This window comes from Ramlibacter tataouinensis (genome assembly GCF_027941915.1).
In the GTDB taxonomy this organism is placed as follows: domain Bacteria; phylum Pseudomonadota; class Gammaproteobacteria; order Burkholderiales; family Burkholderiaceae_C; genus Ramlibacter; species Ramlibacter tataouinensis_C.
Window position 1 is genome coordinate 2040355 of the sequence record NZ_CP116009.1, and the last position, 14161, is coordinate 2054515.

The window sequence follows — 14161 nt, forward strand, 5'->3', positions numbered from 1 at the left end:
AACCGAGAGCAAGGACGTATTCGATGAGCGAGTTCTTCGACGCGCTGGAAACGCGCGATCCGGCCGAGCGCGAGGCGGCGCTGCTGCGGGCGCTGCCGCGCCAGGTCGCGCATGCGCAGCGGGCATCGGCGGCCCTGGCGCAAATCCTGGACGGCGTGGATGCCGCCGCCGTCACTTCGCGCGCGGCGCTGGCGCGGCTGCCGGTCACGCGCAAGCACGAGCTGCTCGAGCGCCAGCGCGCCCAGGTCGCGAGCGATCCGTTCGGCGGCTTCTCGGCGCTGGTGCGCGGGCCGGCCATGCCGCGCGTGTTCTCGTCGCCCGGCCCGATCTACGAACCGGAGGGCGGCACCCGCGACTACTGGCGCACCGGCCGCGCCCTGTTCGCCGCCGGCTTTCGCTCCGGCGACCTGGTGCACAACGCCTTCAGCTACCACATGACGCCGGGCGCCTTCATCATGGAAGCGGGCGCGCATGCGGTGGGCTGCACGGTGTTCCCGGCCGGCATCGGCCAGACCGAGCAGCAGCTGCAGGCGATCGCCGAACTGCGTCCCAACGGATACACCGGCACGCCGAGCTTCCTGCGGATCCTGGTGGAGAAGGCGCAGGAGGCCGGCGCCGACATCGGCAGCCTGCGCAAGGCACTGACCGGCGGCGAGGCCCTGCCGGCCAGCCTGCGCGACTGGTTCGCCGAGCGTGGCGTCGACGTCTATCAGAGCTACGCCACGGCCGACATCGGCCTGATCGCCTACGAGACCCCGCCCCGCGAGGGGCTGGTGCTGAGCGAGGACATCCTGGTCGAGATCGTGCGCCCCGGCACCGGCGACCCGGTGGCCGAAGGCGAGGTCGGCGAGGTGGTGGTGACCACGCTCAACCCGGCCTACCCGCTGGTGCGCTTCGGCACCGGCGACCTGTCGGCCCTGATGCCGGGCGCCTGCCCGAGCGGGCGCACCAACGCGCGCATCCGGGGCTGGCTGGGTCGCGCCGATCAGACCACCAAGGTGCGCGGCATGTTCGTTCACCCGGCCCAAGTCGCCGAGATCGCGCGCCGTTTCCCCGAGGTCGTCAAGGCGCGGCTGGTGGTCAGCGGCGAGATGGCCAACGACCGGATGACGCTCAAGGTCGAAGCGGCCGCGTGGCCGCAAGGCCTGGACGCGCGCATCGCCGAAGCGATCCGCGACGTCACCAAGCTGCGCGGCGAAGTCGAGTGCCTGGCACCCGGCGCGCTGCCGAACGACGGCAAGGTGATCGAGGATGCCCGCAGCTACCGGTAGCGCGCCGGCCCGCTTTGACGGGCATCAAGCACCGGCGTGGATTCGGGGTTTTCCATCAGGCGACGCTAAGTAATTTCCGCGATGGGCCCGGCAAGACCGCTGCCTATCATGGCGACTCTCTCAGAGGAGCATTCATGAAGCTGCTTTACAAGACCGCTCTGCCGATGGCGCTGCTGGCCGTTGCCGCCACCGCCGGTGCCCAGGACTTCCCGGGCTCCAAGCCCATCACCATCGTCGTGCCGTTCGCCGCCGGCGGACCCACCGACCTGGTGGCACGCCAGCTGGCCGAAGCCATGCGCAAGCCCCTGGGCGGCGCGACGATCCTGGTCGACAACGCAGCCGGCGCCGGCGGCACCATCGGCGCCAACAAGGTCGCCAAGGCTTCGGCCGACGGCCACACGGTGCTGCTCCACCACATCGGCGTCGCGACCGCGCCCGCCCTGTACCGCAACCTGCCGTACAAGACGCTGGACGACTTCGAGTACGTCGGCATGGTCAACGAAGTGCCCATGACCGTGATCGGCCGCCCCACCCTGCCGGCCAACAACTACGCCGAGCTGACCAAGTGGCTGGAGGCCAACAAGGGCAAGGTCAACCTGGCCAACGCCGGTCTGGGCGCCGCCTCGCACCTGTGCGGCCTGCTGTTCCAGAGCTCGCTGAAGATGGAGATGACCACCGTGCCGTACAAGGGCACCGGCCCGGCCATGACCGACCTGATCGGCGGCCAGGTGGACCTGATGTGCGACCAGACGACCAACACCAGCTCGCAGATCGAGGGCAAGAAGGTCAAGGCGTTCGCCGTCACCACCCGCCAGCGCCTGGCCACCCCGGCGCTGAAGGACCTGCCGACGATGCAGGAAGTCGGCTACAAGGACTTCGAAGTGAACGTCTTCCACGGCCTGTACGCCCCCAAGGGCGTGCCGGCGGCGGCCCTCAAGAAGCTGAACGACGCGCTGAAGGTCGCCCTGAAGGACCCGGACTTCGTGCGCCGCCAGAACGAACTGGGCGCGGTGATCGTCTCCGACAAGCGCGTCGAGCCGGCCGAGCACAAGAAGTTCATCGCCGCCGAAATCAACAAGTGGACCCCGGTGATCCGTGCCGCCGGCGTGTACGCCGACTGACGCGGGCCGACGCTCGCACCTGCAAGCCGCCTTCGGGCGGCTTTTTCATGCTCGCGCCTGCGAGGCCGGCTCCGCCGGCTTTTCACGCTGCGCCTGAATGTCGACTTCGCCGGCTTTTCATGCTGCGCCTGAAAGCCGCCTTCGGGCGGCTTTTGCATGGGCGCTGCGTTCTGCTGTTTGGCCGTTCGGGCCGAGGTCGCGTCGGCGGGGCCGCGGTGGCATCATGCCGATGCCAGATAACTTCACACCAACAGGAGACAAGCCATGATCCCGACCCGTCTTTTGCGCCGCCGCGTGCTGGCGCTGGCCGCCGCCGGCGCCGCAACCCTCGCCCTGCCGGCCTGGTCGCAGTCCGGCTGGCCCGCCAAGCCGGTGCGCATCGTGGTGCCGTTCGCGCCGGGCGGCACCACCGACATCCTGGCGCGCGCGGTCGCGGTCGAATTGACCAAGGCCTTCAACCAGTCGTTCGTGGTCGAGAACAAGCCGGGTGCGGGCGGCAACATCGGGGCCGACCTGGTGGCCAAGTCGGCGCCCGACGGCTACACGCTGCTGATGGGAACGGTCGGCACCCAGAGCATCAACAAGTGGCTGTACAGCCGCATGCCGTTCGATCCGCAGAAGGACTTCACCCCGGTCACGATGGTGGCGGCCGTGCCCAACGTGATGGTGGTGCCGGTGGAAAAGGCGCGGGCCAACAACATCAACAGCGTGGCCGATTTCATCCGCTACGCGAAGGCCCATCCGGGCAAGCTGAACATGGCGTCCAGCGGCAACGGCACCTCGATCCACCTGGCCGGCGAGCTGTTCAAGTCCATGACCGGCACCTACATGACGCACTTCCCGTATGGCGGCTCCGGCCCCGCGCTGATGGCGCTGATCGGCGGCGACATGGACGTGATGTTCGACAACCTGCCGGCGTCGATGCCGCACATCAAGGCCGGCAAGCTCAAGGCGCTGGCGGTGACCAGCGCCCAGCCGTCGGCGGCGTTGCCCGGCGTCCCCACGGTCGAGCAGGCCGGCAACCTCAAGGGCTACGAAGCCAGCTCCTGGTTCGGCCTGCTCGGCCCGGCCGGACTGCCCCCGGAGATCGCCAACCGCATCCAGCAGGAAGTGGCCAAGGCGCTGAACGCGCCCGACCTCAAGGAAAAACTGCTGGCGCAGGGCGCCATTCCCAGCGGCAACACCCCGCAGCAATTCGCGGCGCACATCGACGCCGAACTGAAGAAGTGGCAGCCGGTGGTCAAGGCCTCCGGAGCCAAGGTGGATTGACCCCGGCAGTGCGCACCTGACCCCAATTTCGCCCGCGGCGCGCGGGCGCTTCCGTTCGCGCGGAATAACATGCAGCGCGAACACCCCTCGGGCGAGGATCGGGCTTTGCCGGTCCTCGCCCGACTGACTAGAGCACTCGGGAAGCGCGCAACGTTTTCCGAGTGGATGTCACACGCCCCACACGATGTCCTTGCCGGCCTTCTCGCAGCGCTTGAGCATGTCGATGAACGGCAGCGCGCGCTGGCGCAGGGAGACTTCGGCAAAGGTCGGCGGCACCTGGCCCTTGGCCCGGGCTTCGTCGACCAGCGCCTGCTGCTCGGCTTCCTCCCGGGCGATCGCCGCCTCCAGCGCGGCGATGGCGCCGGGCATCTGCGGCGGCTCGATGATGCCCTGGGGGCCGGGCTCCTTGCCGATGATTTCCAGCACCCGGCGCCCATTGGGCTCGAGCATGATCAGGTCGCCGGCGGCCTTGCTTTTGAACTTGTAGAGCATCAGTGGGCGTAGATGTAGGCGCGGTTGAACGGATAGGCCGATTGTGAGCCGCGCAGGGAGCCGGTCTCCAGCCTGCCGTCGGGCCGCGCCGCCAGCACCTGGTGCAGCGAGATCCAGCCCTGCTCGAAACTCATCGCGCAGCCGGCCAGGTACAGCCGGTAGGCACGCAGCACCTTGCCCGCGTTGCGGACGCTGCCGGTCGTCTCCAGCACGCGGCTGGCCTCGTCCAGCCGCTCTTCCAGCGCATCCGACCAGGCCCACAGCGTGCGCGCGTAGTGCGGCCGCAGGTTCTCGGCATCGACCATCTCCAGCCCGGCCAGCGCCAGCTCGCGCAGCACGTGGCTGACGTGCAGCAGTTCGCCGCCCGGGAAGATGTACTTGCCGATGAAGTCGCCCATGCCGGCGCCCAGCTGCGAGGTGGCGACGCCGCCGGCGGTGATGCCGTGGTTCATCACCAGGCCGCCCGGCGCGAGCAGCCGCTGCACCTTGCCGAAGTACACCGGCATGTTGGCGCTGCCCACGTGCTCGAACATGCCGACCGAGGCGATCTTGTCGTAGCTGTGCCCTTCGTCGAGTTCGCGGTAGTCGCGCAACTCCATGCGCACCCGGCCGGCCAGGCCCTTTTCCGCGATCAGGCGGTTGACGTGGGCATGCTGGTTCTTCGACAGCGTGATGCCGGTGGCGTCCACGCCGTAGTGCTCGGCCGCCCACAGCAGCAAGCCGCCCCAGCCGGCGCCGATGTCGAGGAAGCGCTCGCCGCTGCGCAGCATCAGCTTGCGGCAGATGTGGTCGAGCTTGGCTTCCTGCGCCTGCGCCAGCGACAGGCCGGCGTCGCGGTAGTAGGCGCAGGAGTACACGCGCCGCGGATCCAGCCAGAGCGCGTAGAAGTCGTCCGAGACGTCGTAGTGGAACTGGATCTTTTCAGCGTCCTTCTGCGGCGAGGCGTGCGCCGCCAGCGACCGGGCGTGGCGCACCATCTGGGTCCACCAGCCGGTGTCGCTGCCCACCGGGCTGCCGGGCAGCAGGTGGGCAGCGGCCGCCATCAGGTCGCGCATGCGGCCCTGCACCTCGACCCGGCCCTCCACGATGTCCTCGGCCAGCTTGCCGATCTGGCCGGCGGCCAGCACCGCCACGGCGGACCAGTCCGACAGGGTCAGCGTCACGGATGGTTGGACCGCGCCGAGACGCCTGCCACCGGGCAGGACCAGCGCGACGGCAACGGGCAGCGCCTCGACTTGCGCCGCGATCTTTCGCTCCAGGGGTTCCATGGGCAACCGCTCCAGGGGAGTTGGCGTAGGCAAATTCTTGCCACCCCATCGGGCCGGGGTCAACTGCTCAGCTGTAGGACAGCTTCGCTTCTTTCCATTGACAGCAATTGCTTGAGGCTTAAACTATTTAAACCTTCACTCCTTCGACACGCCCCATGGACATGGAAGCGCGGGCGCACAGCGAGCACCCCGAGGCGCTGCGGCTGTGGCTGCGCCTGCTGACCTGCACCCAACTGGTGGAAAAGCAGTTGCGCACCCGCCTGCGCGAGCGCTTCGACACCACGCTGCCGCGCTTCGACCTGATGGCGCAGCTCGAGCGCGCGCCCGAAGGGCTGAAGATGAACGAGCTGTCGCGCCGCATGATGGTCACCGGCGGCAACGTCACCGGCATCACCGACCAGCTGGCGCAGGAGGGCCTGGTCGACCGGGTCGATGTCGAAGGCGACCGCCGCGCCTACCGGGTGCGCCTGACCCCGCGCGGGCGCAAGCTGTTCAACGAGATGGCGCAGCAGCACGAAGACTGGATCGTGCAGGCCTTCTCGGCCCTGTCCGACAAGGATCTGGCCACCTTGCACCGCCTGCTGGGCAAGGTGAAGGAGCACACGCTCGAAAGTGGCCGGTAACCGGCCGCCACCCGCAGGAGCACCGATGTCCGCACAGACCGACCGATTCGTCCACGACCGCCTGCCGCCGCGCGAGCAGTGGCCGCTCATGCGCTACGACCTGCCCGAGCTGCAGCTGCCGCAGCGCCTGAACCTGGTCGAGGAGCTGCTCGACAAGGCGGCGGACAAGGGCTGGGCCGACCGGCCGATGCTGCGCTCGCCGAAGATCACGCTCACGTACGCCGACGCGCGCGAGCGGGTCGACCGCATTGCGCGCGTGCTGGTCGAGGACCTCGGGCTGGTGCCGGGCAACCGCGTGCTGCTGCGCGGCGGCAACTCGATCGGCATGGCGCTGGCCTGGCTGGCCGTGGTCAAGGCCGGCCTGGTGGCGGTGGCCACCATGCCGCTGCTGCGCGCGCGCGAGCTGGGCGACATCATCGACAAGGCTCAGCCCGCGGTCGCCCTGTGCGACGCCAGGCTGCTGGACGAGTTGCAGCAGGCACGCGAAGGCCGGCCGGTGCTGCGCGAGATCGTGCCCTTCAACGCGCCCGACCAGCCCGGCTCGCTGGCCGTGCGCGCGGCGCAGAAGGACGGCGACTTCCCCCCCTGCCCGACCGCGGGCGACGACATCGCCCTGCTGGCCTTCACCTCCGGCACCACCGGCAAGCCCAAGGCCGCCGTGCATTCGCACCGCGACGTGCTGGCGGCCTGCGAAGCCTGGCCGCGCCACGTGCTCAAGGCCACGCCCGACGACATCGTGATGGGATCGCCGCCGCTGGCCTTCACCTTCGGCCTGGGCGGCCTGTTGCTGTTCCCGATGTGGGCCGGCGCCTCGGTGTACTTCCCCGACATCCCGTACACGCCGGAAGCGATGGTCAAGCTGATCGGCGAAGTGGGCGCCACCATCTGCTACACCGCGCCGACCTTCTACCGCCAGATGGCGCCGTTCGCGCGCCAGCACGGGCTGCCCACGCTGCGCCAGTGCGTCAGCGCCGGCGAAGGCCTGCCCGACGCCACCCGCCAGCTGTGGAAGCAGGCCACCGGCATCGAGATGTGCGACGGCATCGGCGCCACCGAGATGTTCCACATCTTCATCTCCTCGGCCGGCGCCGAGGTGCGCCCGGGCGCCATCGGCAAGGTGGTGCCGGGCTACCAGGCCAAGGTGGTCGATGACGAGGGCCGGGAAGTGCCGCGCGGCACCGTGGGCAAGCTGGCGGTGATCGGCCCGACCGGCTGCCGCTACCTGGACGATGCGCGCCAGACCAACTACGTGCAGGACGGCTGGAATTTCCCCGGCGATGCCTTCGTGCAGGACGCCGACGGCTACTTCTTCTACCAGGCCCGCGCCGACGACATGATCATCACGGCCGGCTACAACGTCGGCGGCCCGGAGGTCGAGGACGCGCTGCTGCGCCACCCGGCGGTGGCCGAGTGCGGCGTGATCGGCAAGCCCGACGACGAGCGCGGCATGGTGGTCAAGGCATTCTGCGTGCTCAAGCCCGGCCACGAGCCCGGACCCGAGCTGGTGCGCGCGCTGCAGGACCACGTGAAGGCCACCATCGCGCCCTACAAGTACCCGCGCGAGATCGAGTTCCTTGCCAGCCTGCCGCGCACCGAGACCGGCAAGCTGCAGCGGTTCAAGCTGCGCCAGCCGTAGGCGCGTTGCGCTGGATCCTGCGCCTGCGCGGAGGATGACAAGCTGAATGGAGGGCCGGTGCGGGTGCAAGCGCTCCGGCGCTAGAACCCCGACTCGCGCACCAGCACCGTCAGGAACTGGCGCAGCGAAGCCACCACGGCTTCCCCCGGCCCCGTGGGCACGTGCAGGTGGCCGGCCAGCAGCCGCCCGGGGGCGGGGCTGTCGGTCTCCACGTCGACCTGGTAGAGCGCCTGGCGCATTTCCCATTCGCCGCGGGCGTTCTGGCTGGTCACCAGGTCGCCGCCATGCTGGCCGGCCAGCAGCGCGTGCGGCAGCAGGCGCGAGCCGGTCGTGTCGATGCGCACGATGCGGCCGCCGATGCGCGGCTGCTCCGGCAGCCGCGGCGTGAAGTGCACCAGCTGGCCGAGTGCCAGCCGCCGCACCTGCGATTCGGTCACCCAGGCGCGCACCTGGCCGCGCTCGCTGGCCACCACGCGCCCGAGCAACTGCTTGGGGTGGACCCAGCGGCCGGATCGCAGGTCGGGCGGCATGTCGACCACCCGGCCGGCATGGCCGGCCCGCTGGGCGAGCAGCGCCGACTCCTCCTGGATCGCCTGCAGCTCCGACAGGGCCTGGGCCAGTTCCTCCTGCAGCACCTGACTGCGCTCGCGCTGGCGCTCGCTGGCCGGGATGCGCGCCAGTTCGCCCTGCGTGCGCTCGATCCGCACCTGGGTTGACTGGGCGCGAAACGCCAGGTCGGGCGCCTCCAGCTGCAGCAGCAGCTCGCCGGCGCCGACGCGCTGGCCCGGCCGCACGGCGACCTGCGCGATGCGGGCCGGCGCCGGCGCGAACAGCCGGCTCTCCTCGGCCGCCATGTACAGCCCGGACGAGCGCGACTCGGCCGCCCAGGCCCACAGCGTGAAGCCGCCCAGCACGGCCAGCAGCAGCGCTCCCAGCCGCCACTTGCGCGGGCGCAGCTCGGAGCGGATCTTCCACAGCTCGCGCGCCTCGCTCACCACCGGCCTGGCGATGAACCAGCCGAGCTCCACCAGCATCAGCACGATGCCCAGCAGCTTGAAGAAGGCGTAGTAGACCAGCAGCGCGATGCCCAGGAACACCACCAGCCGGTAGGCCCAGGTCACATAGGCGAAGACCACCAGGAAACGCGCCATCGCGCGCGGATGCGGCTCCGGCGGCGGCACCTGCAGGCCGAACAGGGTGCGCCGCATCCACCAGCGCGCCATGGCGCCGCTGCGCTCGTGCAGGTTCGGAAAGTCCAGTGCGTCGGACAGCAGGAAGTAGCCATCGAAGCGCATGAAGGGGCTGGCGTTGATCGACAGCGTCAGCAGCAGCGAGGTGGTGGACAGGAAGAACAGCGCCGAGCGCAGGCCGCCCGGCGGCGTGACGGTCCACAGGAACAGCGCCACCAGCGCCAGCGCCAGCTCGGTGGCCATGCCGGCGGCGGCGATGCGAAAGCGCGCCCGGTGGTCATGCAGCTTCCAGCTGTCGCTGGTGTCCGTGTACAGCATCGGGAACATGACCAGGAAGGCCACGCCCATCACCGGCACCCGCACGCCGTGGTGCCGGGCCACGAAGGCATGGCCCAGTTCGTGCAGGATCTTGGCCAAGAAGGCCGCCGCCGCCGACGCCACGATGCCGTCGAAGGTCAGCAGCCCGGCCAGCGATTCGGTCCAGGCGGTCCACTCGCGCGCCAGCAGCACCGGCGTCACCAGCGCCAGCACGACCAGCAGCGCCAGCACCGGCGCCGCCACCAGCCGGCGCACCAGCGGCAGCCGGCGCTCCAGCCAGGCGTCGGGCCGCACCAGCGGCACGCGGAAGAACAGGTAGTGGTGCAGCAGCCAGGTGAGCCAGTGCACCCGGCTGCGCCGCCACAGGTCGCGCAGCAGCATGTAGCTGCCGCCATCGTCGGCCGCCACCAGCTGGTGGCGCATCAGCAGGCCGTGCAGGGCCACCACCTCGCCGGCCTCGACGGCCGCGGCGCCCTCCTGCTCCAGGCGCGCCGCCAGCTCGCGCGGCGACTCGCCGGCGCGCCAGTGGGTGAGCAGCTCGACGTCCAGCAGGCCCAGCTCGAAATAGCGGTTGCGCAGCGGGTCGTGGATGCGAAAGCGCGGCGAGCCGTCGCGAAAGCTGCCGACGCGCTGGATGTGCAGGTCGCTGCGCAGCGGCGGCAGCGGCAGCTCGGCCGGATCGGGCGGGTCGCCGCCGAGCGCGGCTGCGGGCAGCGCGCCCACCTACAGCCCCAGCAGGCGCCGCAGCGACGCGAGCGGCCGGCGCAGCAGGTAGTAGCCCAACGGCACGGACTCGCCGTGGACCTTGGCGGTGCCGCGCATGCCCAGGCGCGGCAGCTCGGTGCCGGCCGCGAACTCGGCCCGCAGCACGTAGGCCAGCCCGGCATCGACGGTCTGCTCGGCCTCGTAGCCGATCTCGGTGACCCGCGCGTCGAGCGCCTGCAGCGGCGCCACGTTCTGGAAGAAGCGCACCTCGGCGCCGCGCTGCCAGGCGATGGCGTCGTCGGCCGGCACGTGGATGGTGAGCCCGGCGTGGGCCGGATCGGCCACGCTGGCCACGCGCTCGCCGGTGACCAGGGTACGGCCGATCCATTCATCGGGGTGGGAGTAGATCACCAGGCCGGCGCGCGGGGCGCGCAGCTGGATGCGGCCCAGCAGGTCCTCGGTGTAGGCGACCTCGGCCTGCTTCTCGTCCACCCGCGCCTTGAGCGTGAGCAGGTCGGCCCGGCTCTGGTCGTCGCCGAAGGCCTTGGAGCCGGCGCGGGCCAGCTCGGCCCGGGCGATCTCCAGCCCCTTGAGCGACACCGCATGGCGGTTGCGCAGCACCGTGTCGTCCATCGACGCGACCAGGTCGCCGGCCCGGACCACCGTGTTGGGCGGCACGTGGAAGCGGGCCAGCACGCCTTCGGTCGGCGCGGTGACCGAGGCCGGCGCCAGCGGCGAGACTTCGGCCGGCGACAGCGAGGTCAGGCGCACCGGCACCAGCATCAGCAGCCCCAGCGCGAGCCCGGCCGCCAGCACGACCTTGCGCGTGAACACGCGGCGCAGCGCGCCCAGGCCGAACCAGCGGCGCGCCTGCCAGGCGCCCAGCACCAGCGTCACCTGGCGCGCCGCCAGCCGCAGCAGCGCCTGCGCCGGCTCCGGCAGCGGCTGCTCGAAGGCGACCAGCAGCCAGCCGACCAGCGCTCCGGCGGGGGTCGACAGGCGGCACAGCGCGGCATGCTCGGGCAGCCATTCGGCCCAGTCCTGGGCCAGCTCGGCGGGGATGCCGGCGGCGCTCAGCAGCGCCAGTTCATCGTTGCCCGCGTGCCGGGCCAGGCGCCCCAGCCACTGCGCGAACGGGGCGTTCTCGTCGACCTCGTACAGGTGCGAGACGGCGGCCACGCGCGCGTGCCGCACCGGGTCGGGGCGCAGCAGCACCGCCAGCCGGAACGGCAGGATGCTGCCGAGCCGGTTGACGGCGACGAAGGCGGCCTCGGCCGCCGACCCTGCGGCCACCAGCTCCGCTTCGTAGCGAAGCAGGGCCTGGGCCGGGTCCTGCGATTCCATCGGGCGCTATCTCGCCTCCGGGAAGCTGGCCTTCCCGATCATGCCCGGCAGCAGGTTGGCCGGCAGCTTGTCGAAGCGGGCCAGCACTTCCACCGTCTGGCTGGCGCCGTCGATGCGGCCGCTGATCTTGGTCACGCGCGCCGTGTAGGTCTGGCCGGTCTCGTCGACCACCAGGGTGAAGGCCTTGCCCGGCTTCATCCAGCGCACCCACGACGAGGGCACGAACAGCTGCGCGCGCAGGCTGGCGAGGTTGACGATCTCCAGCAGCGGCTGGCCCAGCTGCACCGACTCGAAGGCCTTGGCCCGCACCCGCACCACCTTGCCGGCGTAGGGCGCATGCACGAAGCAGTACTTCTCCTGGGCCTGGGCCAGCGCCAGCTGCGACTTGGCCTTCTCGGCGGTGGCGGCCGCCAGCGTCACGTCGAGGTCGCTGACCGCGCCCAGGCTCTGCAGCTTGAGCTTGGCCAGGTGCGTCTCGCGCGCCCCCAGCACCTCGGCCTGGGCCGCCTTGACGGTTGCCTGGCGCTCCTGGCAGTCGAAGCCGGCCAGCAGCTCGCCGGCCGCGAAGACGTCGCCGACCTGCTTGGGCATGGCGGTGATGCGGCCGGCGAACTGGGACGAGAGGGTGGCCTCCTGGTCGGCCACGATCAGGGCCCGGACCGCGCCACTGTCGCCGGCAGCCGGCCGGGGCGCCGGCGCCGCGGCAGGCGGCACCGCGGGCGCGCCGGCGGGGCCGTCGGCCGCCAGGGCGGAGGCGGCGGACGCGGCGGGCGGCGCCGATGCGGCCGGTTGCGCCAGCGCCAGCGCGCCCTGCGCCAGCAGGAGGGCGGCCAGGGCGCCGCGCAAGGGGGTGAGGGTCTTGGACATGGGCTTGGGGTCTCGGGAATCTCGGATGCGGCTCACGGTGTGGCGGGCGTCGGGGCCGGCCCGGTCCAGCGCCGGTCCAGCTTGAGCGTGTTGCCCTCGGTCAGGGCCAGGGTGTCGGCCGCGGCGGCAGCCTGCAGCCCGCCGCCGAGCAACTGGCGCAGGTTGTCGGCCACCCGGAACACGGCGGCCTCGCCCAGCACCTGCCACTGGTCGGCGGTGACCGGCTCGACCAGCATCGACTTCATCTCGGCGGTGTGCAGCACCCGCTGGCCGCCGCCGCCGAGCAGGGTCACCTTCAGGGTGACCGGCCGGCCGGAGGACTGCGGGGGCGCCAGGCTGACGGCCACGTCGGCGCGCACCGCGCCGCCCTGCTCCGCCACCGGGATGCGGATCACGCGCAGCACGGTGCGCATGGCCTCGGTGAAATCGCGCTGGGCGGCATCGGGCAGGCCGGCCACCCGGCCGATCGTGACCTGCTCCATCGGCGCCAGCGCCTGCACGCTGAAGTTCCGGCCGAGGAACTGCTCCAGCGATTCGGCGAGCTGGCGCGCCAGCGTGGGGGCCTCGTCGACCGGCGTGTCCGGAGTGACCACGTCGTAGCCGACCGAGTTCATCACCCGACCCATCGCGTGCTCGAGGTTGGCGTGCACCACGTCGCGGTTGATCTGGGTGATGGCCAGGCGGGCGGCGGCGCGGATCAGCTCCAGCTCGGTCTCCAGCCCCGACTCCTGGGTCGCGCGCATGGCCCGCACCAGCGCCCGGTCGTCGCCCAGCGCCTCGTTCCAGATGCCCAGCTCGTGCTTGAGAAGCTGGTAGCGGTTGACGGCGATGCGCGTCTGCGTCATCACCGCCATCGCCACCGCCATCCGGCGCGCCTTGTCCAGCTGCTCGACCGCTTCCTGCGAGCGCTGCATGGCCGGCAGCGACAGCAGCTTGAGCAGGTTGAACGACAGCAGCGTGCCGGCCTCGTTCCACTGGTTGTTGACCAGGAATCGGTTGCTGTCGTAGTTGGAGCCGACGCTCAGGTTCAGGCTGGGCAGCACCGACAGCCGCTGCTTGCGGCCTTCGACGGCGCTGATGCGCTCGCGGTAACGCTCCTCGCCGAGCTCGGGCCGGCGCTCCAGCGCCATCGCCTCCAGGTCGTCGGCGCGGGTGATCAGGTCGGGCAGGCGCGAGCTGGCGGGCTCGGGCGTGGCCACGCGGAAGTTCTCGCCGGGACGCAGGCCGACCAGGTCGGCGAACTCGGCGCGCCACTGGGCCAGCTCCTGCCGGCGCGCGCTGAGCTGCTGCTGCAGGTCCAGCAGCGAGCGGCGGTAGGCAATGATCTGCAGCGGCGGCAGCAGCCGCCGCACCTCGATCATCCGCGAGCGGTCGGCGCCGCGCTCGATGTCGGCCAGCATGGCGTCGATCTGCGGCAGCAGGCGCTGGGCCGCCTCGGCGCGCCACCAGGCCAGGCGCACGTCCAGCATCAGGTTCTGCAGCGCGCGGCGGCGGCGCTCCTCCATCACCAGCACCTGGTCGGCGCCCTGGCGGGCGCGGTAGTAGCTGACGCCGAAGTCCAGGATGTTCCAGGTCAGGGCGGCGTTGGCCGTGCCGCGCGACTTCTCGACCGCCGCGCTCGGCACCGTGCTGATGGTGCCGTTGGGCTGGTAGCCCAGGCCGAAGGCGTCGTTGTCACGCGCCGTGTAGCCGGCCGACAGGGCCAGCCGCGGCAGCATGTCATAGCGCGACAGATCGAGCTGCCGCGCCTGCAGGGCGGCCTCCATCTGGCGGACCTTGAACTCCAGGTTGTGGCGGATGGCGCGCGCCATCGCCTCGGCCAGGGTGAGCGGCGCCGTCACCGGCTCGGTGGCGCCGATCACCGCTGCCAGGTCGGCCTGGGCCTGGGTCGATTGCTCCTGGGCCGTCAACGGCTCGGGCGTGACGGCGCAGCCGGCCAGGAAGGCGGCCGCCACGGCGGCGGCTGCGAGACGCGCGAGTCCGCGTGGGCGCGGTCCGTGCGCGCCATCCATGCAATTTGCCAAACCAGTACCCCTCTTCTTCGTTGCCTGCATCCG

The 14161-nt window shown here is 71.2% G+C and carries 11 protein-coding genes; 5 read left to right on the forward strand and 6 right to left on the reverse strand.

What is annotated here, in order from left to right:
• The first annotated feature begins 23 nt into the window (after positions 1-23).
• The 3 genes from PE066_RS09650 (at position 24) to PE066_RS09660 (ending at position 3661) form a co-directional block, all read left to right on the forward strand.
• Positions 24-1271 carry a phenylacetate--CoA ligase family protein gene (locus PE066_RS09650; protein ID WP_271236332.1) on the forward strand — a complete coding sequence of 416 codons (1248 nt, stop codon included), beginning with the start codon at positions 24-26 and terminating at the stop codon, positions 1269-1271.
• A gap of 134 nt (positions 1272-1405) precedes the next feature.
• Positions 1406-2392 (forward strand): tripartite tricarboxylate transporter substrate-binding protein, encoded by a 987-nt coding sequence (locus PE066_RS09655; protein WP_271236333.1) that lies wholly within the window; start codon positions 1406-1408, stop codon positions 2390-2392.
• A 264-nt stretch (positions 2393-2656) separates the two neighbouring features.
• Positions 2657-3661 (forward strand): Bug family tripartite tricarboxylate transporter substrate binding protein, encoded by a 1005-nt coding sequence (locus tag PE066_RS09660; protein ID WP_271236334.1) that lies wholly within the window; start codon positions 2657-2659, stop codon positions 3659-3661.
• Positions 3662-3829: 168 nt separating this feature from the next.
• Here PE066_RS09660 and PE066_RS09665 read toward each other — a convergent pair whose 3' ends face one another.
• Together PE066_RS09665 and PE066_RS09670 are read right to left on the reverse strand one after the other, a co-directional pair.
• A complete protein-coding gene (locus PE066_RS09665; protein ID WP_271236335.1) occupies positions 3830-4153 on the reverse strand; it encodes a DUF1840 domain-containing protein in 324 nt (107 codons plus the stop codon).
• Positions 4153-5421, reverse strand: coding sequence for a class I SAM-dependent methyltransferase (locus PE066_RS09670; RefSeq protein ID WP_271236336.1), 1269 nt, complete (start codon positions 5419-5421; stop codon positions 4153-4155). Before PE066_RS09670 ends, PE066_RS09665 begins: the two co-directional genes overlap by 1 nt.
• 155 nt (positions 5422-5576) lie before the next feature.
• Between PE066_RS09670 and PE066_RS09675 the strand changes: the two genes are divergently transcribed.
• Both PE066_RS09675 and PE066_RS09680 read left to right on the forward strand, forming a co-directional pair.
• Entirely contained in the window at positions 5577-6044 is a 468-nt protein-coding gene (locus tag PE066_RS09675; protein WP_271236337.1) for a MarR family winged helix-turn-helix transcriptional regulator, read from the forward strand.
• 25 nt (positions 6045-6069) lie between these two features.
• Positions 6070-7680: an AMP-binding protein gene (locus PE066_RS09680; RefSeq protein ID WP_271236338.1), complete on the forward strand. Its 1611-nt coding sequence runs from the start codon at positions 6070-6072 to the stop codon at positions 7678-7680.
• An 80-nt stretch (positions 7681-7760) separates the two neighbouring features.
• On the opposite strand, the gene PE066_RS09685 is transcribed toward PE066_RS09680, so the two are convergent.
• The 4 genes from PE066_RS09685 to PE066_RS09700 are packed head-to-tail and all read right to left on the reverse strand — an operon-like array spanning position 7761 to position 14059.
• The gene (locus PE066_RS09685) at positions 7761-9911 is read right to left on the reverse strand and encodes an efflux RND transporter periplasmic adaptor subunit (RefSeq protein WP_271236339.1); all 2151 of its coding nucleotides are present in this window, start codon (positions 9909-9911) and stop codon (positions 7761-7763) included.
• Positions 9912-11237 (reverse strand): efflux RND transporter periplasmic adaptor subunit, encoded by a 1326-nt coding sequence (locus PE066_RS09690; protein ID WP_271236340.1) that lies wholly within the window; start codon positions 11235-11237, stop codon positions 9912-9914.
• A gap of 6 nt (positions 11238-11243) precedes the next feature.
• Complete coding sequence (locus PE066_RS09695; RefSeq protein WP_271236341.1) at positions 11244-12104, reverse strand: efflux RND transporter periplasmic adaptor subunit; 861 nt, start codon at positions 12102-12104, stop codon at positions 11244-11246.
• A gap of 32 nt (positions 12105-12136) precedes the next feature.
• The gene (locus PE066_RS09700; protein WP_271236342.1) at positions 12137-14059 is read right to left on the reverse strand and encodes a TolC family protein; all 1923 of its coding nucleotides are present in this window, start codon (positions 14057-14059) and stop codon (positions 12137-12139) included.
• Positions 14060-14161: the final 102 nt, after the last annotated feature.

What these genes read in the sequence shown, in the direction of transcription:
- PE066_RS09650 (WP_271236332.1), top strand. Translation starts at nt 24, where the DNA reads ATGAGCGAGTTCTTCGACGCGCTGGAAACGCGCGATCCGGCCGAGCGC.
- PE066_RS09655 (WP_271236333.1), top strand. Translation starts at nt 1,406, where the DNA reads ATGAAGCTGCTTTACAAGACCGCTCTGCCGATGGCGCTGCTGGCCGTT.
- PE066_RS09660 (WP_271236334.1), top strand. Translation starts at nt 2,657, where the DNA reads ATGATCCCGACCCGTCTTTTGCGCCGCCGCGTGCTGGCGCTGGCCGCC.
- PE066_RS09665 (WP_271236335.1), bottom strand. Translation starts at nt 4,153, where the DNA reads ATGCTCTACAAGTTCAAAAGCAAGGCCGCCGGCGACCTGATCATGCTC.
- PE066_RS09670 (WP_271236336.1), bottom strand. Translation starts at nt 5,421, where the DNA reads ATGGAACCCCTGGAGCGAAAGATCGCGGCGCAAGTCGAGGCGCTGCCC.
- PE066_RS09675 (WP_271236337.1), top strand. Translation starts at nt 5,577, where the DNA reads ATGGACATGGAAGCGCGGGCGCACAGCGAGCACCCCGAGGCGCTGCGG.
- PE066_RS09680 (WP_271236338.1), top strand. Translation starts at nt 6,070, where the DNA reads ATGTCCGCACAGACCGACCGATTCGTCCACGACCGCCTGCCGCCGCGC.
- PE066_RS09690 (WP_271236340.1), bottom strand. Translation starts at nt 11,237, where the DNA reads ATGGAATCGCAGGACCCGGCCCAGGCCCTGCTTCGCTACGAAGCGGAG.
- PE066_RS09695 (WP_271236341.1), bottom strand. Translation starts at nt 12,104, where the DNA reads ATGTCCAAGACCCTCACCCCCTTGCGCGGCGCCCTGGCCGCCCTCCTG.